Origin of the sequence: Rhodococcus sp. AH-ZY2, from assembly GCF_030916465.1 — a bacterium.
GTDB lineage: Bacteria > Actinomycetota > Actinomycetes > Mycobacteriales > Mycobacteriaceae > Rhodococcus > Rhodococcus ruber.
Map to the genome: position 1 here is coordinate 4,910,691 of NZ_CP126458.1, position 20,325 is coordinate 4,931,015.

The 20,325-nt window shown below is 68.8% G+C and carries 20 protein-coding genes; 11 read left to right on the forward strand and 9 right to left on the reverse strand.

All coding sequences use genetic code 11. The features are described 5' to 3' along the window. Positions 1-63: 63 nt before the first annotated feature. The 4 genes from QNA09_RS23550 to QNA09_RS23565 all read left to right on the forward strand — a co-directional run bounded on the left by QNA09_RS23550 (position 64) and on the right by QNA09_RS23565 (position 4,500). Positions 64-1,263, forward strand: coding sequence for an NADH:flavin oxidoreductase (locus tag QNA09_RS23550; RefSeq protein ID WP_017681023.1), 1,200 nt, complete (start codon positions 64-66; stop codon positions 1,261-1,263). A gap of 594 nt (positions 1,264-1,857) precedes the next feature. Beyond that, positions 1,858-2,826 (forward strand): thioredoxin-disulfide reductase, encoded by a 969-nt coding sequence (gene trxB / locus QNA09_RS23555; protein ID WP_119700246.1) that lies wholly within the window; start codon positions 1,858-1,860, stop codon positions 2,824-2,826. Between the two features lie 31 nt (positions 2,827-2,857). Further along, the gene (gene trxA / locus QNA09_RS23560; protein ID WP_003936658.1) at positions 2,858-3,187 is read left to right on the forward strand and encodes a thioredoxin; all 330 of its coding nucleotides are present in this window, start codon (positions 2,858-2,860) and stop codon (positions 3,185-3,187) included. Positions 3,188-3,315: 128 nt separating this feature from the next. Further along, positions 3,316-4,500: an N-acetylmuramoyl-L-alanine amidase gene (locus tag QNA09_RS23565; protein WP_010595431.1), complete on the forward strand. Its 1,185-nt coding sequence runs from the start codon at positions 3,316-3,318 to the stop codon at positions 4,498-4,500. 9 nt (positions 4,501-4,509) lie between these two features. Here the strand turns inward: QNA09_RS23565 and QNA09_RS23570 are convergent, their stop codons facing one another. The 9 genes from QNA09_RS23570 to rpmH form a co-directional block, all read right to left on the reverse strand. Further along, positions 4,510-5,199 carry a hypothetical protein gene (locus QNA09_RS23570; protein ID WP_026137832.1) on the reverse strand — a complete coding sequence of 230 codons (690 nt, stop codon included), beginning with the start codon at positions 5,197-5,199 and terminating at the stop codon, positions 4,510-4,512. Positions 5,200-5,256: 57 nt separating this feature from the next. Continuing rightward, entirely contained in the window at positions 5,257-6,330 is a 1,074-nt protein-coding gene (locus tag QNA09_RS23575) for a ParB/RepB/Spo0J family partition protein (RefSeq protein WP_010595433.1), read from the reverse strand. Continuing rightward, positions 6,327-7,331, reverse strand: a complete 1,005-nt coding sequence (locus tag QNA09_RS23580) for a ParA family protein (protein ID WP_010595434.1) — start codon at positions 7,329-7,331, stop codon at positions 6,327-6,329. Before QNA09_RS23580 ends, QNA09_RS23575 begins: the two co-directional genes overlap by 4 nt. Positions 7,332-8,170: 839 nt before the next feature. Then, positions 8,171-8,851 (reverse strand): 16S rRNA (guanine(527)-N(7))-methyltransferase RsmG, encoded by a 681-nt coding sequence (rsmG, locus tag QNA09_RS23585; RefSeq protein WP_048771175.1) that lies wholly within the window; start codon positions 8,849-8,851, stop codon positions 8,171-8,173. Positions 8,852-8,952: 101 nt separating this feature from the next. Beyond that, positions 8,953-9,498 carry a R3H domain-containing nucleic acid-binding protein gene (locus QNA09_RS23590; protein WP_010595436.1) on the reverse strand — a complete coding sequence of 182 codons (546 nt, stop codon included), beginning with the start codon at positions 9,496-9,498 and terminating at the stop codon, positions 8,953-8,955. Positions 9,499-9,519: 21 nt separating this feature from the next. Next, positions 9,520-10,626: a membrane protein insertase YidC gene (gene yidC / locus QNA09_RS23595; protein WP_010595437.1), complete on the reverse strand. Its 1,107-nt coding sequence runs from the start codon at positions 10,624-10,626 to the stop codon at positions 9,520-9,522. Between the two features lie 70 nt (positions 10,627-10,696). Continuing rightward, positions 10,697-10,978: a membrane protein insertion efficiency factor YidD gene (gene yidD / locus QNA09_RS23600; RefSeq protein ID WP_010595438.1), complete on the reverse strand. Its 282-nt coding sequence runs from the start codon at positions 10,976-10,978 to the stop codon at positions 10,697-10,699. Continuing rightward, positions 10,975-11,352, reverse strand: a complete 378-nt coding sequence (rnpA, locus tag QNA09_RS23605; protein ID WP_026137831.1) for a ribonuclease P protein component — start codon at positions 11,350-11,352, stop codon at positions 10,975-10,977. The genes yidD and rnpA overlap by 4 nt, the downstream gene beginning before the upstream one ends. A 21-nt stretch (positions 11,353-11,373) precedes the next feature. After that, positions 11,374-11,517, reverse strand: a complete 144-nt coding sequence (rpmH, locus tag QNA09_RS23610; RefSeq protein ID WP_006934459.1) for a 50S ribosomal protein L34 — start codon at positions 11,515-11,517, stop codon at positions 11,374-11,376. Between the two features lie 605 nt (positions 11,518-12,122). On the opposite strand from rpmH, the gene dnaA reads away from it, so the two are divergent. The 7 genes from dnaA (at position 12,123) to QNA09_RS23645 (ending at position 20,305) form a co-directional block, all read left to right on the forward strand. Next, complete coding sequence (dnaA, locus tag QNA09_RS23615; protein WP_017681018.1) at positions 12,123-13,784, forward strand: chromosomal replication initiator protein DnaA; 1,662 nt, start codon at positions 12,123-12,125, stop codon at positions 13,782-13,784. 536 nt (positions 13,785-14,320) lie between these two features. Continuing rightward, the gene (gene dnaN, locus QNA09_RS23620; RefSeq protein WP_010595441.1) at positions 14,321-15,505 is read left to right on the forward strand and encodes a DNA polymerase III subunit beta; all 1,185 of its coding nucleotides are present in this window, start codon (positions 14,321-14,323) and stop codon (positions 15,503-15,505) included. A gap of 25 nt (positions 15,506-15,530) precedes the next feature. Further along, entirely contained in the window at positions 15,531-16,784 is a 1,254-nt protein-coding gene (gene recF / locus QNA09_RS23625; protein ID WP_040273103.1) for a DNA replication/repair protein RecF, read from the forward strand. Beyond that, on the forward strand, positions 16,781-17,329 hold the full coding sequence (locus QNA09_RS23630) for a DUF721 family protein (protein WP_010595443.1): 549 nt from the start codon (positions 16,781-16,783) through the stop codon (positions 17,327-17,329). The genes recF and QNA09_RS23630 overlap by 4 nt, the downstream gene beginning before the upstream one ends. A gap of 88 nt (positions 17,330-17,417) precedes the next feature. Continuing rightward, positions 17,418-18,308 carry a metal-dependent hydrolase gene (locus QNA09_RS23635; protein ID WP_010595444.1) on the forward strand — a complete coding sequence of 297 codons (891 nt, stop codon included), beginning with the start codon at positions 17,418-17,420 and terminating at the stop codon, positions 18,306-18,308. Continuing rightward, complete coding sequence (locus QNA09_RS23640; RefSeq protein WP_040273105.1) at positions 18,305-19,393, forward strand: PDR/VanB family oxidoreductase; 1,089 nt, start codon at positions 18,305-18,307, stop codon at positions 19,391-19,393. Before QNA09_RS23635 ends, QNA09_RS23640 begins: the two co-directional genes overlap by 4 nt. 9 nt (positions 19,394-19,402) lie before the next feature. Next, positions 19,403-20,305, forward strand: a complete 903-nt coding sequence (locus QNA09_RS23645) for an alpha/beta fold hydrolase (RefSeq protein ID WP_040273107.1) — start codon at positions 19,403-19,405, stop codon at positions 20,303-20,305. Positions 20,306-20,325 lie beyond the last annotated feature (20 nt).

Here is a 20,325-nt window from a genome sequence, read left to right on the forward strand (position 1 = left end):
ACGGCACGCCGCGGCACTATAGTTGCAACACGTTACAGAACCACTGGCATCGAAAGTAGGGGCATGACCTCGTCGCGACCTGCCGTGTTCGAGCCCGCCCGGCTCGGACCGCTCACCCTGCGCAACCGCATCCTCAAGGCCGCGACATTCGAAGGCGTCATGCCCGGCGGTCGCGTCACCGACGAACTCGTCGAGTTCCATGCCGAGGTCGCCCGCGGTGGCACCGCCCTGACCACCGTCGCGTACTGCGCCGTCGCCCCAGGCGGACGCGTGCATCGCAACACCGTCGTCCTCGACCGCGACACCGTCCCGGGCCTGCGGCGGCTCACCGACGCCGTGCACGCCGAGGGCGCTCTCGCCTCGGCGCAGATCGGTCACGCCGGCCTCGTCGCCAACCAGATCTCCAACGGAACGAAGACCCTCGCCCCGTCCACCCGCATCAGCGCCCCCGCGATGGGCCTGGTGCGGGGCGCGAGTCTCGAGCAACTCGATCAGGTCGTCGCCGACTACGAGAACGCGACCCGCTACGCCGTCGAGGCCGGATTCGACGCGCTCGAGGTGCATCTGGGACACAACTATCTGCTCAGCTCGTTCCTCAGCCCGAATCTCAACAAGCGCAGCGACCGCTACGGCGGCAGTCTCGAGAAGCGAACCGCGCTGCCCCGGCGCGTTCTCGAGGCCGTCCGAAAGGCAGCCGGTGACTCGGTTGCCGTCATCGTCAAGTTCAACATGACGGACGGCGTCCCGAAGGGACTGTGGCTCCACGAGAGCCTGCCGATGGCGCGGCTGATCGAATCCGACGGTCACATCGACGCAATGGAACTCACGGGCGGCAGCTCGCTGCTCAACGGCATGTACTTCTTCCGCGGCGACGTCCCGATGGCCGAGTTCGTCGCGTCCCAGCCCAGGCTCGTCGGACTGGGGCTGCGGTTCTACGGACCGAGGCTCTTCCCCGTCTACCCGTTCGAGGAGGCGTTCTTCCTCCCGATGGCGCGGCAGTTCCGGTCGGAACTGAGCATGCCGCTCATCCTCCTCGGCGGCATCAACCGGATCGACACCATCGAGAACGCGCTCGACGAGGGATTCGATTTCGTCGCGATGGGGCGGGCGCTGTTGCGGGACCCGTCTCTCGTCAACAAGTTCCGGGACGAACACGTGCGCGAGGGGCTGTGCATCCACTGCAACAAGTGCATGCCGACCATCTACACCGGCACCCGGTGTGTCGTGCGCGAAGCCCTGCGCGACGTGGAGCACCGCGCCTGACGGACGCTGAACGGCGATGCGGGGCCGACGATCCGGGACCCCGGCGTTCGCGCACGAGATTCGCGCTTCCGGAATCGAACCCGATGCGCCGCGTGCGCAGCGGGTCGCGCCGCCGGTGCGGCACCCGCCGGGCGCCGACCGCGTACCTCGTGGCGCCACCCCACTCACCCGGCCCGTGCACACCCGATCCCGTGCAGACCCGGCCCGTGCTCGGACGGTACGAGCGCCCGGACTCCCGGGAGACATGATCGGCGGTCGTCGACATGCCGGGCATCGGGTCGCGCGTGGGGGAGGGGAGAGGACCCGATGCCCGGGACGAGACGGCAAGAGCTGACAGCGTCCATATCGTCAACGTGACGATTCGACCTCTGTGTGCCAGGGCTCCCGCCACCACTCCGCCGGCAGCGGGGCAGAATACGCCTGACTGTGGCGTGACGCACGGCACGCGAGGAACAACACCCCTTACCCTGGTGTTGACCCATGTTGTGGACCACTGACGTCCCGGTCACGGGCCTTCAGGCTCGTCCGTCATCGAAGTACCAGCAGGCAGAAGCACCAGCAGACAGAAGCACCAGCAGACACCGGAAGGCTCGCATGACCACTGATTCCACGATCCACGACCTTGTCATCGTCGGTTCGGGCCCGGCCGGATACACCGCCGGGATCTACGCCGCCCGTGCCGAACTGAAGCCGTTGCTGTTCGAAGGAACCCAGTTCGGCGGCGCCCTGATGACCACCACCGAAGTCGAGAACTTTCCGGGCTTCCGCGAGGGCATCATGGGGCCGGACCTGATGGATCAGATGCGTGAGCAGGCCCTGCGTTTCGGCGCCGACATCCGCTCCGAGGATGTCGACGAACTCGACCTGACCGGCGACGTCAAGAAGATCGTCGCCAACGGACAGACCTACCAGGCCCGCGCCGTCATCCTCGCGATGGGCGCCGCCGCCCGCTACCTCGGCATCCCCGGCGAGGAACAGCTCCTCGGACGCGGTGTGTCCGCCTGCGCCACCTGCGACGGCTTCTTCTTCCGCGACCAGGACATCGCCGTCGTCGGCGGTGGCGACTCCGCCATGGAGGAAGCGACCTTCCTGACCCGCTTCGCCCGCAGCGTCACCCTCGTCCACCGTCGTGAGGAGTTCCGCGCCTCCAAGATCATGCTCGACCGCGCCCGCGCGAACGAGAAGATCCGCATCGTCACCAACGCCAAGCCCGTCGAGGTGCTCGGCGAGACCTCCGTCACCGGTCTGGTCCTGGAGGACACCGTCACCGGCGAACGCAGCACTCTCCCGGTGACCGGCATGTTCGTCGCGATCGGCCACGATCCCCGCAGCGAACTCGTCCGCGGACAGGTCGACGTCGACGACGCCGGCTACGTGAAGGTGCAGCAGCCGACCACCGCCACCAACCTGCCCGGTGTGTTCGCCGCCGGCGACCTCGTCGACCACATCTACCGCCAGGCGATCACCGCCGCCGGCACCGGCTGTTCCGCCTCGCTCGACGCCGAGCGCTGGCTCGCCGAACTGCCGGACCACCACCCGATCACCGTCAACGCCGGATACTGATCCCTTCCCCCTTCATCGAGTAGGAGCAATCGTGGCCGACAAGAACACCGTCACCATCTCCGACGCCTCGTTCGTCGAGGACGTCCTGCAGTCCGACAAGCCGGTACTGGTCGATTTCTGGGCCACCTGGTGCGGCCCGTGCAAGATGGTGGCTCCCGTTCTCGAGGAGATCGCCGGGGAGCACTCCGACAAGCTCAAGATCGCCAAGCTCGACATCGACGCCAACCCCGCTGCGGCGCGCGACTACAAGGTCATGTCGATCCCGACGATGATCCTGTTCTCCGGCGGCAAGCCGGTGAAGACCATCGTCGGTGCGAAGGGCAAGGCGGCCCTCCTCCGCGACCTCGCCGACGTACTCTGAATCACCGTTTTCCACGTCGACACGGATGCGCCCGGATTATTCGTGGTCCGGGCGTATCTGCGACAATCGAACGATGGTCTGGTGGAACACCGGGCACAGCAGGTCAGCAGCACGGAAAGGGCCGAGACATGCACCGACTGCGCTACGGCGACCATGGCCCTGCCGTCGCCGAAATCCGGAGCACCCTCACCGGCCTCGGGTTTCTGCACGGCGAGTCCGACGTCGCCGCCGGCGACAGCTGGGTGGGCTCCGATGCGGTGTTCGACCGTGACCTCGACAGCGCGGTGCGTGCGTTCCAGCAGCAGCGTGGTCTGCTCGTCGACGGCATCGTCGGTCCCGCCACGTACCGGTCGCTGAAGGAAGCCTCGTACCGGCTCGGCGCCCGCACCCTCATCTATCAGCTCTCCGCCCCGCTCTACGGCGACGACGTCGCAACCCTGCAGCGGCGCCTACAGGACCTCGGGTTCTACGTGGACCGGGTCGACGGCTACTTCGGACCGCGCACCCACGAGGCGCTGAGTTCCTTCCAGCGGGAGATCGGTCTCGCGCCCGACGGTATCTGCGGCCCGGAGACCCTCCGCTCGCTGGAGCTGCTCGGCACCCGCGTCACCGGTGGGTCTCCGCACGCCATCAGCGAAGAGGAGATCGTCCGCCGGTCCGGTCCGCATCTGAGCGGCAAACGCATCGTCATCGACCCCGGCCTCGGCGGGCGCGACCACGGAATCATCGTGCGCAGCCCACACGGCGACATCTCCGAGGCCGACATCCTGTGGGACCTCGCTCGACGCCTCGAGGGCCGCATGGCCGCGACGGGAATGGAGACCTTCCTCTCCCGGCCGTACCACGCGAATCCGTCGAACATCGAGCGAGCCGGAACCTCCAACGCGTTCGGCGCCGATCTGATGATCTCCCTCCGCTGCGACAGCAGCCCCAACCCGGCCGCGAGCGGCATCGCAAGCTTCCACTACGGCAACGCGCACGGCTCCGAGTCGATGATCGGCCAGGTGCTCACCGGATTCATCCAACGCGAAGTGACGGCACGCACGGCCCTGCGGGACTGCCGCAGCCACGGCCGCACGTGGGATCTGCTGCGCCTGACGAACATGCCCACCGTGCAGCTCGATCTCGGATATCTCACGAACGCGCAGGATGCCTCGGTCCTGGCCAACCCCCGTTCGCGGGACATCATCGCCGAGGCCATTCTCATCTCCGTGAAGCGCCTCTACCTCCTGGGGCAGGACGATCAGCCCACCGGCACGTACACCTTCGCCGAACTGCTCGCCGAGGAACTGTCGATCACCGAGACCCGCTGAGCGGTTCGCTCAGCGGGCCGCCCCGACGGGCGTGCGGTCCGAGATGCCCGCGACGGTGAGTGCGGCCTCCTCGAGCAGCCGGTCCAGGGCCGCTTCCACGCCGATCTTCCACTCGTGATCGCGATCGAGTTCGAGTCGCAGCCTGGGGAAGCGGTGATGGGGGGCGACAACCTCGAACCCCATGTCCTCGAGGAATCCGGCCTCGATCATGCATTCGGCGGGGGAGCAGTCCCGGGCCGCCGTTGCGCCGGGGACATCGCTCTCCTCCTCGCCGGCGGACCGGTACCCGAAGGCCTCGATCGCGCGCACGTTGCGGCGGACCAGGTCGGAGATCACGGCGCGGATCAGTCCCGCGCCGAGGTCGCTGTCCTCCGCGAGCGGCTCGATCCGGACGGTGGTCAGCAGGATCGCATCGGCGCTCACCGGGGAGGTCGGGAACAGGTGGGCGCGCGGCACCATGTTCGGTGGGGCATAGAACGCGCTGCCGGCGGGCTTGTCGTCGAGCGTGGCGACCTGGGCGCAGGAACCCCACTGGAGCATGACCATCGACAGCCACGCTTCCTTCTCGAACTCCGGATCGTAGAATCCGCCCGCGTCGCGTACCGCCGCGGGATCCATCTCCCAGAACACACAGCGTCGGGCGTGTGCCGACAGCTGGTCCAGTCCGCCCAGGGTGAGTGTTGTGACTCGAGTCGACACTGGGTTACTCAGCCTCCATGTCCGTATCCTCGACTGTCGTCCTGACGTGCCGAGGCGTCAAGAGGGGTCGGCCTGAGTTTCCATCATCGCCACGATCCGCTCCAGATCGTCGACCGAACCGAACTCCACGACGATCTTGCCCTTGCGCTTGCCGAGGCTGACCGTGACACGGGTGTCGAAGGAATTGGACAGGCGCTCCGCGACGTCCTGCAGGCCGGGCATCTGGATGGGTTTGCGACGCTGCTGCGGTGCGGGGTCCTTCCCGTCGCCGCGATTCGCCAGCATGACCGCTTCCTCGGTGGCGCGGACGGAGAGGCCCTCGGCGACGATGCGCGCCGCGAGAACCTCCTGCGCGTCGGACCCGGCTTCGAGGGACAGCAGGGCGCGGGCATGCCCCGCGGACAGCACACCCGCCGCCACCCGCCGCTGGACGGGGATCGGCAGCTTGAGCAACCGGATCATGTTGGTCACCACGGGACGCGATCGTCCGATGCGAGCCGCGAGTTCCTCGTGGGTGACCCCGAACTCCTCGAGCAGCTGTTGGTAGGCCGCGGCTTCCTCCAGCGGATTGAGCTGGACGCGGTGGATGTTCTCGAGCAGCGCGTCGCGCAGGAGGGACTGGTCGTCGGTCTCACGGACGATCGCCGGGATGGTGGCGAGGCCGGCCTCCTGACCGGCACGCCACCGGCGCTCACCCATGACGAGCTGGTATCGCTCGCCGTCGATCCTGCGCACGACGATGGGCTGCATGAGCCCGAACTCGCGGATGGAGTGGACGAGCTCGGCGAGCGCCTCCTCGTCGAAGACCTGGCGGGGCTGTCGCGGGTTCGGCTCGATCTTGTCCGTGTCGATCTCGAGGTAGACCGCGCCGGCGGGGGAGGGGAGGGGAGCGTCGGTGGGCGCCGGACCGCCGTCGCCCACGGCTTTCGCGCCCTCGGTCCGGCTGCTCCCGGACCTCGCCGGTGCGGTGGCAGCAGCCTTCTTCGACGCGGTCTCCGCGGCCGCGGTCTTGCGGTTGTCGCCGATGATCACGTCCGCCGCAGCGTTGCCGAGACCGGGGGCGGCCGCCGGGCCGGTCGGAATCAGCGACGCCAGACCCCGGCCCAACCCGCCCTTGCGTGTCGCGCTCATTCGTTCCCCTGCTTCTCGTTCCGGTACCCACGTGCCGCCAGTTCACGCCCCGCGTCGAGGTAGCTCATCGCGCCGCGCGAACCTGGATCGTAGTCGAGGACGGTCATCCCGTACCCGGGAGCTTCCGAGACCCGCACGCTTCGGGGGATGACGGAGCGCAGCACCGCGCTGCCGAAGTGGGCGCGCACCTCCTCCGCCACCTGATCGGCGAGCTTCGTGCGGCCGTCGTACATGGTGAGCAGCACGGTGGAGACGTGCAGTTCGGGATTGAGGTGCGACTGGACCAGTTCGATGTTCCGCAGCAACTGGCCGACGCCCTCGAGCGCGTAGTACTCGCACTGGATGGGAATGAGCACCTCCTTCGCCGCGACGAGCGCATTGACGGTGAGAAGACCCAGCGACGGCGGGCAGTCGATGATGATGTAGTCGAAGTCCTGGTCGCCCAGCGCAGTTGCGGAGAGAGCGTTCTTCAGACGGTTCTCGCGCGCCACCATCGAGACGAGTTCGATCTCGGCGCCCGCAAGATCGATCGTGGCCGGGATGCAGAACAGGCGCTCGCTGTGCGGGCTCTGCTGGACGGCTTCGGCCGCCTTGACCTCCCCGAGGAGCACCTCGTAGCTCGACGGGATGCCGGAGTGGTGTGGCACTCCGAGCGCGGTGCTGGCGTTGCCCTGGGGATCGAGATCGACGACGAGGACGGTCAGCCCCTGGACGGCGAGGGCGGAGGCGAGGTTCACGGTGGACGTGGTCTTGCCGACCCCGCCCTTCTGGTTCGCGATCGTGATCACTCGACGGTGCGCCGGTTTGGGGAGGGCGTTCACGGAACTCGGGTGCAGCACCTGGCTGGCCCGGTGCGCAGCGGCGCCGATCGGCGTATCCAGCGGCGAGAGTCCCTCGTACGGAATCGGAGAGAACTCGTCCTCGGCGGACCCGGACGCGGCTGCCGTCGTCCTCTGCGTCTCGGTTTCACGTGAAACAGCGGATTCAGATCCACCCGACATTGACCGCTCCTTTGTTGTCGACACCCGCACGGTACATCCCCCTCGCGACACCACGCCGGTGATCCGCGCTCGACCACCGCGGCCGGTCACCGTTTCGGTCCCACGGGGGGGTGGAGTGAGCCGAGGCGCAGTGACTGATGCCCGAACTCGGAAGGTGGAGTGCGCCGGCGAGGGTTGGCGACCGTTCCCGGCCCACTCCCTTTCCTCGTTTCGATTCAGTATCCCATCCGCCTTCCGCGGGAGTGCGACGACGTCGCCGACGAATCTCGTTTCACGGGAAACCCACCGTTTCACGTGAAACCGAAAAGTGCAGGTTTCACGTGAAACAACGCGTCGCCCTCGCGACCGCCTCGATACGAAGGGGGAGCTACTGTCACAGTGACGATTTGGCCGAGGGTATGGGGAAGGGTGTGCGCCGAAGAGGATTCGCCGTCCTGGCGCTGCCGTGCCGTCGACCCTAAAAGTCAAGGAGGACAACAACTTCGGTGACTCGTGCTGCAGGAGAGGCCAGCCCGCGGTAGTTGCGGGCAGGACCGGGCACACCGGAGCGGATTTCGGCGGGGATCGGCCGGTGACGACGCGACAGGACCGTGACGCGACAGAGAAAGGACGCGACAGGAGAGGGACGCGACAGGAGAGGGACGCGACAGGAGAGGGACACCGCAGGTCTCGAGCCGCGGGCGGCCCGGCATCCGGGTATGGCGGCCGCCGGGGACGACGGGGGCGCACTGCCCGACACCCTGTCCGCCTCGAGTGCCTCGAGTCGCTCATCTCCTCGAGTGCGATCCTCGAGAGGGCGCCGCACTCGAGAGTGCGGGTCGGTTTCACGTGAAACCGGATCAGTGCTTCTTGCGCCGCCGAGTCGGCCGCGGCATCCGCTCGGCTTTCACCACGAGGGTGGGTGTCTCGAGCAGCCCCACGCCGCACTCGAGGACCTCGAGGTTGCCGGCGCCGAGACGAGCCAGTTCGTCGCGGTCGCGCGCGATCTCCTCCGCCGCGCTGGAACCCTTGAGCGCCAGCATCCGCCCACCCTCGCGCACGAGCGGCAGCGACCACTTGGCGAGTTTCGCCAGGGGAGCCACGGCTCGGGAGGTGACGACGTCGGACCCTCCGGCCTCTTTCACGACGCCGGGTTGCTCGGCACGACCGCGAATGACAAGCACATTGGTCAGGCCGTGCGCTTCGACGAACTCCGCCAGATACACCGACCGGCGCAGCAACGGCTCGACGAGGATCACGTGCAGATCGGGACGGGCGATAGCCAGGGGGATGCCCGGGAGACCGGCACCGCTACCCACGTCGACGACACGTTCGCCCTCGTCGATCAATTCACCGAGTACGGCGCAGTTGAGCAGGTGACGATCCCACAGTCGGGGGACCTCGCGCGGCCCGATGAGTCCACGCTCCACACCGTCGGTCGCGAGCGAATCCCGATACTGCTCCGCGAGACCGAGCCGCTCACCGAAGACGCGAACGGCGATCTCGCGGATGCGTCCCTCGTCCTGTTCCACGTGAAACATCCTCTCCCGGCGACAACCTCGCCTCGAGAGAAGGGAGGGATCCCGACGTCGCGCGCCGAGATCCCTCCCTCCTTACTGCTGTCCGGTCGGACTGCTGTCCGTCAGTCCTTGAGGACGACGACCCGACGCTGCGGCTCGGCGCCCTCGCTCTCGCTGGAGACACCGTCGATCCTGGCCACCGCGTCGTGCACGATCTTGCGCTCGAAGGGCGTCATCGGAGTCAGTTCCTCGCGCTCCCCGGTCTCGAGGACACGCTTCGCGGCGGCCGTGCCGAGCGCGCTGAGTTCGGCCCGCTTGCCGGCCCGCCATCCCGCGATGTCGAGCATCAGCTTGCTGCGTTCACCGGTGACCTGCTGCACGGCGAGGCGGGTGAGCTCCTGCAGGGCGTCGAGCACCTCGCCCTCGCGACCGACGAGCTTGGACAGGTCCTTACCGCCGTCGATGCTCACCACCGCGCGATCGCCCTCCACGTCGAGGTCGATGTCGCCGTCGAAGTCCAGCACGTCGAGCAGCTGCTCGAGGTAGTCACCGGCGATCTCGCCCTCCTCGACCAGCAGATCGTCCTCGGAGTCGGAATCCGCGTCGAGATCCGGCGTCTCGGTGGTCACGTCGGCATCCTCCTGTGCCTTGTCCAGGTCACTGGCCATGATTCGCTCTCTCTTCTTCGGTCAGCGCCGCTTGCGCTTGGAGTTCTTCGAGCCGCCGGGGCGTTTCGATCCGGCCGCGTTCTTGGGAGATCCGGACGGCGGGGCGGACGGCGTGGCACCGCCGGACGCGTCGTCCGTGGCCGTCTTCTCCAGGGAGACCTCCGGGGCACCCGCAGCGTCCTCGACACCGGTGGAGGCAGTCTTCTTCTTCGTCGTCCGATCGGGACGGGCACCGGGCTTGGGAGCGTTGTCGCTGCGGCGTGCGATCGCGGCCTGCTTCTTGGCCTCTTCTTCCTGGTCGATCTTGCGGAAGACGATGTGCTGCTGCGCGTAGGTCCAGATGTTGTTGCTCACCCAGTACAGCAGGATGGCGATCGGCAGGAACGGACCGCCGACGATGACGCCGAGCGGGAACACGTACAGCGCCAGCTTGTTCATGATCGCGGCCTGCGGATTGGCCGCGGCCTGCGCGCTCTGCCGGGCGACGGAGGCACGGGAGTTGAAGTGCGTTGCGATGCCCGCCACGATCATCAGCGGGATCGCGACGAGCGCGATGTCGAGCCGGGAGGGGATCCCGCCGAAGGGCTCGAATGCCACCAGTGATGCCTCGGGCTGGGTGATCCACGCCGAGATCGGTGCACCGAACAGGCGCGCACTGAGGAACGACTGCACGTCCTCCGGGCTGAACGCATAGTTGCCGAGTTGCGCGTTCTCCTCCGGCGACAGCCCGAGCTGACCGAAGCCTTCACCGGTGCGGTTGAACGAGCGCAGCACGTGGAACAGACCGATGAACACCGGCGCCTGCAGCAAGACCGGGAGGCAACCCATCAGCGGGTTGAAGCCGTGTTCCTTCTGCAGTTTCTGGAGCTCGACGGCCTGCCGCTGCCGGTCGTTGGAGTACTTCTTCTGCAGCGCCTTGATCTGCGGTTGCAGTTCCTGCATCTGCCGCGTCGTCCGGACCTGCTTGACGAACGGCTTGTACAGGATCGCGCGCAGCGTGAAGACGAGGAAGACCACGGACAGCGCCCACGTCGCGCCGTCGTCGGGCTCCAGTCCGGGCAGTGCCGTGAAAGCGTTGTGCCAGACCCAGAGGATCCAGGACACGGGATAGTAGATGAAGTCGAGCACGGCTCTATGTACTCCTCAGGTCGTCCAAGGTCGCCACCCAGCGGCGTCGGTCCGAAGTCTTCAGTGCCGGTCAGGGATCCCGGTCGACCGATCGATGCCGCCGCTCGGGCACCGGATCCCAGCCCCCAGGGTGCCAGGGTGCGCACTTGAGCAGGCGGACGACCGTCAATACGGCGCCCACCACGAACCCGCGGGTACGCAACGCCTCGACGGCATACTCGCTGCAGGTGGGGGTGAAACGGCAGGTCGGCATGCGCGTCGGGGACACGTACGTGCGATAGAGCTCGATGCAGAAGATCAACATCCGCGCCGGCGCGGAGCGCACCGACCGCAGCACCTCGCCCGCGTTCATTCCGGCCGCCGCGCCGTCGCGACCAGGCCCAGGCGGGCGAGACCGGAGCGAACCTGCCGGTCGAGTTCCCGTGAGGACGCCGAGGCGGCACCGGGCAGAGCCCGCACGACGACGTCTGCGCCGACGGGAACCTCGTCGACGAGCGTCGCACAGATATGACGAAGCCGGCGTGCGACTCGATGTCGAATCACCGCCGGCCCGACAGCCTTGCTCACGACGAATCCGAACCGTGGACCGCCGAAACTCACCACCAGCTCGGCCTGCTCCCGCTCGATCGCGTGCACGACCAGGTCTCGCCGTCCCTGCCGGCGGCCGCGACGGACTGTCTCGGAGAAGTCCGCGCGGCGCCGCAGGCGATACGGCTCAGGTAGCACCCCGAGCTCCCGGAATCGGGATCAGGCGGTGAGCGAAGTGCGGCCCTTGCGCCGGCGCGCCGACACGATCGCGCGGCCCGCACGGGTCCGCATCCGGAGACGGAAGCCGTGAACGCGCGCGCGGCGTCGGTTGTTCGGCTGGAACGTCCGCTTGCCCTTGGCCACGGTCAACACTCCTCGAAGTTCTGTGACGCCGGTCGGCGTCCTCGGTCCAACGTGTACGAAAATCGCATGAACACGTGCCGTACGCGAAAAGAGAACACTGCGTGGCAGCACGGATCCGTCACTGCTGTATGAGTGACTGTTCGAGGCTACTCGGCGGCAAGCACGAAATCAAACCGCGGCGCCGCGGCACACGCAAGACGACACGCCGCATGCCATTTTCCCCCCGCGTCACGTTCGCAACACGAAGTCGCGTGACCCCGTTCATGCTCCGGTACGCTCCCGTTCATGGTTTCGCCGGGGCAGTTCCTCGTCGCCCACCACCGCGGTGATCAGGGCCGACTGCTCCGCGGGCACCGGCGTTGCGCCCGGCCGCCGGGCCGGGCGGGAACCCGCGCCCGCAGTCGCTAGCCCGGGCCACGCGCGCCGGGCGTCTCGAGACATGTCACACTGGGCACTTCGGATCCGAGCCGGCCCTCGCACCTGCTCACCCGTCCGCCTCGGCCTCCACAACTCCCAGCCTCATCCACAGGGCGCCACCCTGTGGTTGTCCACATCTGTGGATAATCGTGTGGAATTCGGATCGAGAGAACTGGGGAGGACGCGACGTGAACGACGAGCCGAACGCGCTGGCCGACGTGTGGCCGGACGTCGTCGCGGAGCTGACCGCCGACGGTGAGGGCCTCAGCAAGGGCCAGAAGGCGTGGCTCGCCCTGGTCAAGCCGATCACGCTGGCACAGGGATTCGCACTGCTGTCGGTTCCGTCCTCGTTCGCGCAGGAGGCCATCGAGCGGGATCTGCGCGAGCCGATCCTCCGTGCGCTCCACCGCACCCTCGGGCATCGCGTCGAAGGACTCGGCGTCCGCATCGAGCCGTCCGCGACCGTCGACGACCCCGCCGAGGACCCGTACGCCGTGCCGCGGGACACGCTGCCCCTCGAGGGTCTGCCGCCGGACCCCCGCTCGCCCGAGCCGCACTCGTTCGACACGCGGCCCATCGTCGCCGGCCCACTCGAGTCCCGCCCGCTCGAGTCCCGCCCGCGCGAGTCCGAGCGCCACGACATGGCACACCCCTTCCGGCGGCGCCGCCCCTCCTCCCTCGACCACGGCATGCTCGAGGTCGACACCGGGGAACTCGAGGAGGTCGACGACGACCGGGAGGCGATGACCGCGGTCCGGGAGTCGTGGCCGTCCTACTTCACGCAGCCGCCGCCCCCGGCCACCGCGTCCCCGACCGGCAGCAGCAGCCTCAACGCTAAGTACACGTTCGACACGTTCGTGATCGGAGCGTCCAACCGGTTCGCCCATGCGGCCGCGGTGGCGATCGCCGAGGCTCCCGCCCGCGCGTACAACCCGCTGTTCATCTGGGGCGCCTCCGGCCTGGGTAAGACGCACCTGCTGCACGCCGCCGGCCACTATGCGCAACGCCTGTTCCCGGGGATGCGGGTCAAGTACGTCTCCACCGAAGAGTTCACGAACGACTTCATCAACAGCCTGCGCGACGACCGCAAGGTGGCGTTCAAGCGCAGGTACCGCGAGACGGACATCCTCCTCGTCGACGACATCCAGTTCATCGAGGGCAAGGAAGGTATCCAGGAGGAGTTCTTCCACACCTTCAACACCCTGCACAACGCGAACAAGCAGATCGTGGTGTCGTCCGACCGTCCGCCGAAGCAGCTCGCGACGCTCGAGGAACGCCTGCGGACCCGGTTCGAGTGGGGCCTGATCACCGACGTCCAGCCGCCCGAACTCGAGACCCGCATCGCGATCCTCAGCAAGAAGGCGCGCATGGACCGGCTGGACGTACCCCACGACGTCCTCGAGTTGATCGCCAGCAGGATCGAGCGCAACATCCGGGAACTCGAGGGGGCGTTGATCCGGGTCACGGCCTTCGCGTCGCTCAATCGGCAGCCGCTGGACCTGACCCTGGCCGAGGTGGTGCTCCGCGACCTCATCCCGGACTCGACGGCTCTCGAGATCAACTCCGCCACCATCATGGCGGTGACAGCCGAGTACTTCGGTACCTCGATCGACGACCTGTGCGGGCCCGGCAAGGCCCGACCGCTGGCCCAGGCCCGGCAGATCGCGATGTATCTGTGCCGCGAGCTCACCGACCTGTCCCTGCCCAAGATCGGGCAGACCTTCGGCCGGGACCACACGACGGTCATGTACGCGGACAAGAAGATTCGCAAGGAGATGACCGAGCGACGGAAGGTCTACGACCAGGTCCAGGAGCTGACCGCACGCATCAAGCAACGCTCCAAGCGCTGAGCTCGCCGACTCGGCACACAGGGCCCGGACGATCGTGTCCGGGCCCTTCTTCGTGCCCGGAACCCGGCCAGAGGGCGGCTGCGGGCGTGATTCTCGAGACGATTCGACGGTGACTCACACCTGTGGACAACGGTGTGTACAACGTGGGATCTTTGTGGACGGACGGTGTACCGATGTTGAACACTCTCGAGCTGTCCACATCCGTCCTCGAGAATTCCTCGAGTTCATCCTCGAGAGTCCGGGTCTCGAGAAGCCCGCCCGACCAGCGTAGACGGTCGTCCGTCCACAGATTCCACAACCCCTATTACTACTTCTGTGTTTTTTCTCGAAGACTTCTCTTTCAAAACAGGGCTGTGGAGGACTCGAGTGCACAGGGTCTCGAGAGCCCTGTCCCCCTCGAGCCTCCGGCTTTCCAACTGATCGACGAGCGCATACCGTGGAGCGACGTCCCCGCTGCCGACGTCGGTGTCGGGGCCTTGTGCCAGACTTCGTTGAATCGATCGACAGCCAGGAACAGCGAAAGGATCCGCGGGGCGATGGAGCTTGGAAGCATGAAGTTTCGTGTCGCTCGCGAGGACTTTGCCGACTCCGTCGCGTGGGTTGCGCGCAGTCTTCCGTCGCGACCGCCGGTGCCGGTGCTCGGTGGCGTCCTCCTCGGCGCGGACGAGCAGGGACTGACCGTCTCCGGATTCGACTACGAGGTCTCCGCACAGGTCCACGTCTCCGCGGAGGTGATCACGTCCGGGCAGGTGCTCGTCTCGGGCCGCCTGCTCGCCGACATCACCCGTGCACTGCCCAACAAGCCCGTCGACGTGGTGCTCGACGGAACGCGAGTGCTCATCAACTGCGGCAGCGCGAAGTTCTCCCTGCCGACGATGCCGGTCGAGGACTACCCGCAGCTGCCCGAGTTGCCGCAGCAGACCGGTTCGCTGCCCGTCGAGATGTTCGCCGAGGCGATCAGCCAGGTCGCCGTCGCGGCCGGCAAGGACGACACCCTGCCGATGCTGACCGGCATCCGGGTCGAGATCGACGGCACCCACATGGTGCTCGCGGCCACCGACCGGTTCCGTCTCGCGGTCCGCAAGATCGAGTGGATGCCCACCGTCGAGGCGGCGAGCGCCGCCGTGCTCGTCCCGGCCAAGACGCTCTCCGAGTCGGCGAAAACCGTTGGCGGATCCTCCAACTCGCCCGTCCAGCTCGCGCTGGGGGCCGGCTCGTCGGTCGGCGCCGAGGGCCTGCTCGGTATCGTCGCGGACGGCCGGCGCACCACCACCCGCCTCCTCGACGCCGAGTTCCCCAAGTTCCGCCAGCTGCTGCCCACCGAGCACACCGCGATGGCCACCGTCGAGATCGCGCCGCTCGTGGACGCGATCAAGCGCGTCGCGCTCGTCGCCGAACGCGGGGCGCAGGTGCGCCTCGAATTCACCGAGGGCGGCCTGCTGTTGTCGGCCGGGGGCGACGACGCCGGCCGCGCGGAGGAGTCGCTCGCGGCGGAGTTCCAGGGCGAGCCGCTGATCATCGCGTTCAACCCCGGGTACCTGCTCGACGGCCTCGGCTCGCTGCACAGCGAGAAGGTGTCGTTCGGCTTCACCACGCCGAGCCGTCCCGCCGTGCTGCGACCGGCGCTCGACGAGGCGCCCGAGCCCGACGCCTCCGGCACGTTCGCCGCCCCGGACAGCGACTACACCTACCTGCTGATGCCGGTGCGCCTGCCGGGCTGACCCGGAGGGAGGAAACGGTCGGCCTGTGTACGTTCGCACCCTCTCGTTACGCGATTTCCGTTCCTGGGAAGCCGTTTCGCTCGATCTCGCGCCCGGACCGACGGTGTTCCTCGGCCGTAACGGACACGGCAAGACCAACCTGCTCGAGGCGCTCGGCTATCTGTCGACGCTGACCTCGCACCGGGTCTCGGGTGATGCCCCGCTGCTGCGGACCGGGACGTCGCGGGCCGTGGTGAGCGCCGTCGTCGTCAACGGCGGCCGGGAACTGGGCATCGACGTCGAGATCAACGAGGGCCGGCCCAACCGCGGCCGGATCAACCAGTCGCCGACGCGGCGCCCGCGGGAGATTCTCGGCATTGTGCGGACGGTGTTGTTCGCGCCGGAGGACCTGTCCCTGGTGCGGGGTGATCCGGGGGATCGGCGCCGGTTCCTCGACGAGCTCCTCGCCACCCGCATCCCGCGGATGAGCGGCGTGCGTGCCGACTACGACAAGGTGCTGCGACAGCGGTCGGCGTTGCTCAAGACGGCCGGAGGTGCGCTGCGCCGCGGCAGCCGGTCCGGCGACGGGTCCAACGCACTGGCGACGCTCGACGTGTGGGACGGTCATCTCGCGACGCACGGTTCCGAGCTGCTCGCGGCGCGCATCGCCCTGTTGCACGAACTCGCCCCCCACGTCGCCGAGGCATACCGGTCGATCGCCCCCGAGTCGCGGCCGGCGATGCTCCGTTACCGCAGCACGGTGGGCGAGGCGTTGCCGCCGGAGTTCGCCGACCCGGGCCGCACGCCGCGATCCGACGACCGGGACGTGATCGAGGACGCGTTCCTGACCCGGCTGGCGCAGGCGCGGACGAAGGAGATCGAGCGGGGCGTGTGCCTGGTGGGGCCCCACCGCGACGAGCTGGACCTGATTCTGGGTGACCAGCCGGCCAAGGGCTTCGCCAGCCACGGGGAGTCCTGGTCGTTTGCGCTGGCGCTGCGCCTGGGCGCGTTCTCGCTCCTGCGGGCCGACGGCACGGACCCGGTCCTCATGCTCGACGACGTGTTCGCCGAGCTGGATCGGCGGCGCCGCACCGCGCTCGCCGCCGTCGCGGCCTCGGCCGAGCAGGTCCTCGTCACCGCCGCGGTGCCGGAGGACGTGCCGGCGGAGCTGGCCGCGGTCCGGTTCGGGGTGCGGGCCGAGGACACCGACCGGGGCCGGCTCTCGGTGCTGACCCCGCTCGACGGCGGCGATCCCGCACCGCCGGATCTGGACGGAACCGTGGACGGAGCATTGCGATGAGCATCGAGAACCCGGACGAACAGCCGTCTCAACCGCCGTTGCGCGGGATCGACCTGGCCCGTCGCGCACTGGAGGAGGCCCGGGCGGCAGCGCAGGCGAGCGGCAAGTCGGTGGGGCAGGGACGCGCCTCGCGCGGGGCGCTGCGACCGCGGCGCCGCCGCCGCGGCTGGTCCGGTCCGGGACCCGACGAGCGGGATCCGCAGCCGCTGGGCGCGCTGACCAATGCGATCGCCAAGCAGCGGGGATGGACGGGACGCGTGTCGGAGGGCACCGTGCTCGGGAGTTGGGCGCGCGTGGTCGGCGACGACATCGCCTCGCACGCGACGCCGACGACGCTGCGCGACAAGGTGCTGCACGTCTCGGCTGAGTCGACCGCATGGGCGACCCAGCTGCGCATGATGCAGGCGCAGATCCTCGCGAAGATCGCCGCCGCGGTCGGGCACGGGGTGGTCGAGGAACTGCGGATCACGGGGCCGACGGCGCCGAGCTGGCGCAAGGGGGAGCGGCACGTCCGCGGCCGCGGCCCGCGGGACACGTACGGCTGAACCCGCCCTGGATTTATCTGTAACCCGATGTTACGTTGAAACGTGCCGGTTGTGCGCTGTCCCACACTCCGCATCGGGAGGTACGTCCATGTCCCCATCGCTCACCGAACCGGACCGGGTGCTGCTCCAGGCCCGCGACGTCGAGTTCGACTGGAGCGCCCTGCCCATGCACTGGGTGCCGGGCGATCCGTTCAGCACCCACGTGCTCAACGTCCTGCACCTGCTGCTGCCGGCGGGGGAGGAGTGGTTCGTCGAGACGTTCAAGGAGGCGCTGCCGCTCATCCGGGACGAACAACTGCGCGACGACGTCGTGGGATTCATCGGTCAGGAATCGGTGCACTCCAACGCCCACCAGGGAGTACTCGAGCAACTCGAGGCGAAGGGTCTCGACCCCACCCCGTTCACGGACCAGATGCGGTGGTTGTTCGGACGGCTGCTCGGCCGGCGGCCGCTCACGGGACTGCGGGCGGAGAACTACCTCGTCGAACGGCTCGCCCTCATTGCCGCCGTCGAACACGTCACCGCGTTCCTGGGTGACTGGGTCCTCAACGCGAAGGGTCTCGACGCGGCGGGCACCGATCCGACCATGCTCGACCTGTTGCGCTGGCACGGTGCCGAGGAGGTCGAGCATCGCAGCGTCGCCTACGACGTGATGCGCTACTTCGACCCCGGGGAGGCGCGCCGGATCCGCACGCAGCTCATCGTCACCCCGGTCCTCGTGTGGCTGTGGATCCGCGGTGCCCGCTTCCTGATGGCTCACGACCCCGCACTGGCGGGTGCGCCCGGACATGCTCGCGCACCTCATCTTTCGGACTGGTCCGCGGCCAGTCGACGCGGTACGCTGCCCGGGCCCGTGGACCTCGGCCGGCGCATGTCGCGGTACTTCCGCCGCTCGTACCACCCCAGCCAGGAGGGTTCGACCGCCCAGGCGGTCCGCTACCTGGCGTCCTCGCCCGCGGCCCGGGCGGCGGCCCGATGACCGGACTGCTGTCGCGGCACGGTCGCCCGTCGGACCTGCGGGGCCGGAACCGCCCCGACCGGGCGATGGGCGTGCTCGGATCCGTCGTGGACAGATACCTCAGCCTCGTCACGACGCTCGACTACACCGGTGCCGTCGGAGCCGCCGACGCCGATCGGCAGGTGGATCTGCTTGTGGCGGAGAGGGCTCCCGTGACGGCCGACGGCGACGTGGTGCGGTTGACGCTGCGCGCCCCGGACGGCGCCGAGTTGCCGGCATGGCACCCGGGCGCCCATCTCGACTTCCATCTGCCGTCGGGGCGGCGGCGACAGTACTCGCTGTGCGGGGATCACGAGGACCGCGGCCGATACACCGTCGCGGTCCGCCGGATTCCCGGCGGTGGGGGCGGCTCACTCGAGATGCATGCTCTCGAACCGGGTGACCTCGTGGCCGTGCGCGGTCCGCGCAACGGGTTTCCCTTCGTCGCCGAGGGCCCGGCCCTGTTCGTCGCCGGCGGGATCGGCATCACCCCCGTCCTGGCGATGGCCCGCGCCGCACACCGCGCCGGGATGGACTGGCGGCTCGTCTACACCGGCCGGACCCGGTCCGCGATGCCGTTCCTCGACGAGATCGGGACATGGGACCCGTCAAGGGTTTTCGTGCGGCCGGACGACGAGTTCGGCACGCCGACGGGAGCCGAACTGCTCGCCGGTGCTCCCGCCGGCGGCGCCGTCTACTGTTGCGGGCCCACCCCGATGCTGGACGCCGTGCGCGCCGGCATCGACGCCACCCCGGCGTCGGCCCTGCACTTCGAGCGGTTCGGCGCCCCGCCCGTGGTCGCCGGCCGGCCGTTCGAGGTCCAATTGGCAAGCACCGGAGAGGTACTCGACGTTCCGGCCGACGAATCGGCGCTCGAGATCATCCGCCGGCGCCTGCCCGGCATCGGCTACTCGTGCCGCCAGGGTTTCTGCGGAACCTGCCGGGTGCGGGTCCTGTCCGGCACCCCCGACCACCGCGAGAACCGGCTCACCCCCGAGGAACGTCGCGAGGAGATGCTCGTCTGCGTCTCGCGCGCCGACGGTGGCCGGCTCGTACTCGATCTCTGAGGAGAACGCATGACCACTCGCACCGTCACGAACGGAAACGTCCGGCTCCACGTCGTCGAGGAGGGCAACCCGGCGGGGCCGACGCTGGTGCTGGTCCACGGCTGGCCCGACACCCACGCCCTGTGGGACCGCGTGGTACCCGAGCTGGCCCGCGACTTCCGGATCGTCCGGTTCGACAACCGCGGCGCCGGTGTCTCGACCGTGCCGCGCGACGTCGCGGACTACCGGCTCGAGCTGCTCGCCGCGGACCTGTTCGCGGTGCTCGACGCGGTGAGCCCGGGCGTGCCCGTGCACCTGCTCGGGCACGACTGGGGAGCGGTGCTGTGCTGGGAGGCCGTGTGCGAACCCGGGGCGGCCGAGCGGATCGCGTCCTACACCTCGGTGTCCGGGCCGAACCTCGACCATCTCGCTTCGTGGATGCGCCGCCGGCTGCGGGATCGGCGCCCGCTCGGCCCGCTCGAGCAGGCTGTGGCGTCGGCCTACACGGTGCTGTTCCAGACTCCCGGCCTGCCCGTGCCGGCCCTCCGGTGGTGGTTCTCGCGGCACTGGCCCGGATTCGTCGGATTCTTCGACCGCTCCGATCCGGCCCTGATCGGGCCGGTCGCGCCCACGCTGGCCGACGACATGGTGCACGGGCTGAAGCTGTACCGGGCGAACCTGCGCCGGCGCCTGCGTGCGCCGCGCGAGCGGCGCACCGACGTGCCCGTGCAGCTGATCCAGGGGCTGCGGGACCGGGCGGTGCGGCCGGTCGGGTACGAGGACACCGAGAAGTGGGTGACCGATCTGCGCCGGGAACCGCTCGACGCCGGACACTGGTCGCCCCGCTCGCATGCCTCGGAGCTCGCGGCCGCCACCGCGCGCTTCGTGCGCGACGTCGAAGCGCGGCACACTGTCCGAACTCCCGCGCTCTAGCGATTCACCTTCCCGCCCCC

Bases quoted from the DNA above. Each gene is read 5' to 3' on its own strand.
- rsmG (WP_048771175.1), bottom strand. From the start codon at position 8,851: ATGTTTCACGTGGAACAGGACGAGGGACGCATCCGCGAGATCGCCGTT.
- QNA09_RS23550 (WP_017681023.1), top strand. From the start codon at position 64: ATGACCTCGTCGCGACCTGCCGTGTTCGAGCCCGCCCGGCTCGGACCG.
- yidD (WP_010595438.1), bottom strand. From the start codon at position 10,978: ATGAACGCGGGCGAGGTGCTGCGGTCGGTGCGCTCCGCGCCGGCGCGG.
- QNA09_RS23635 (WP_010595444.1), top strand. From the start codon at position 17,418: ATGTCCCCATCGCTCACCGAACCGGACCGGGTGCTGCTCCAGGCCCGC.
- trxB (WP_119700246.1), top strand. From the start codon at position 1,858: ATGACCACTGATTCCACGATCCACGACCTTGTCATCGTCGGTTCGGGC.
- QNA09_RS23565 (WP_010595431.1), top strand. From the start codon at position 3,316: ATGCACCGACTGCGCTACGGCGACCATGGCCCTGCCGTCGCCGAAATC.
- dnaN (WP_010595441.1), top strand. From the start codon at position 14,321: ATGGAGCTTGGAAGCATGAAGTTTCGTGTCGCTCGCGAGGACTTTGCC.
- QNA09_RS23645 (WP_040273107.1), top strand. From the start codon at position 19,403: ATGACCACTCGCACCGTCACGAACGGAAACGTCCGGCTCCACGTCGTC.
- QNA09_RS23630 (WP_010595443.1), top strand. From the start codon at position 16,781: ATGAGCATCGAGAACCCGGACGAACAGCCGTCTCAACCGCCGTTGCGC.
- QNA09_RS23575 (WP_010595433.1), bottom strand. From the start codon at position 6,330: ATGAGCGCGACACGCAAGGGCGGGTTGGGCCGGGGTCTGGCGTCGCTG.
- QNA09_RS23590 (WP_010595436.1), bottom strand. From the start codon at position 9,498: ATGGCCAGTGACCTGGACAAGGCACAGGAGGATGCCGACGTGACCACC.
- QNA09_RS23640 (WP_040273105.1), top strand. From the start codon at position 18,305: ATGACCGGACTGCTGTCGCGGCACGGTCGCCCGTCGGACCTGCGGGGC.
- QNA09_RS23580 (WP_010595434.1), bottom strand. From the start codon at position 7,331: ATGTCGGGTGGATCTGAATCCGCTGTTTCACGTGAAACCGAGACGCAG.